The organism is Alkalihalophilus lindianensis (assembly GCF_032843265.1).
Taxonomy (GTDB): domain Bacteria; phylum Bacillota; class Bacilli; order Bacillales; family Bacillaceae_D; genus Alkalihalophilus; species Alkalihalophilus lindianensis.
The window spans coordinates 1-231 of record NZ_JAWJBA010001122.1 but is presented as its reverse complement, the minus strand read 5'-3'; the positions used below and the strand labels follow the sequence as shown (position 1 = coordinate 231).

Below are 231 nucleotides of genomic sequence, written 5' to 3'. Positions count from 1 at the left end.
CGCTTCCTGAAGCAGGATTACCGCGCCACTGCGGGGCGGTATGATGCCATCGGCAGTGTCGAGATGGTGGAAGCGATCGGGCGCGAGAACTGGCCGGCCTTCATGGATTGCCTGGCGCGCAACCTCAGGCCGGGTGGCCACGCCGCGCTCCAGTTCATCTCGCTTCGCGACGACCTGTTCGAAGCCTGTGCGGCCAGCGCCGACTTCATCCAGGCCTATGTCTTCCCCGGC

General features: G+C 65.8%; 1 protein-coding gene. It reads left to right on the top strand.

The genetic code is table 11. The features are described 5' to 3' along the window. Positions 1 to 231: class I SAM-dependent methyltransferase (locus RYX56_RS26890; RefSeq protein ID WP_317124549.1), on the top strand; the 231-nt coding region annotated here is incomplete at both ends.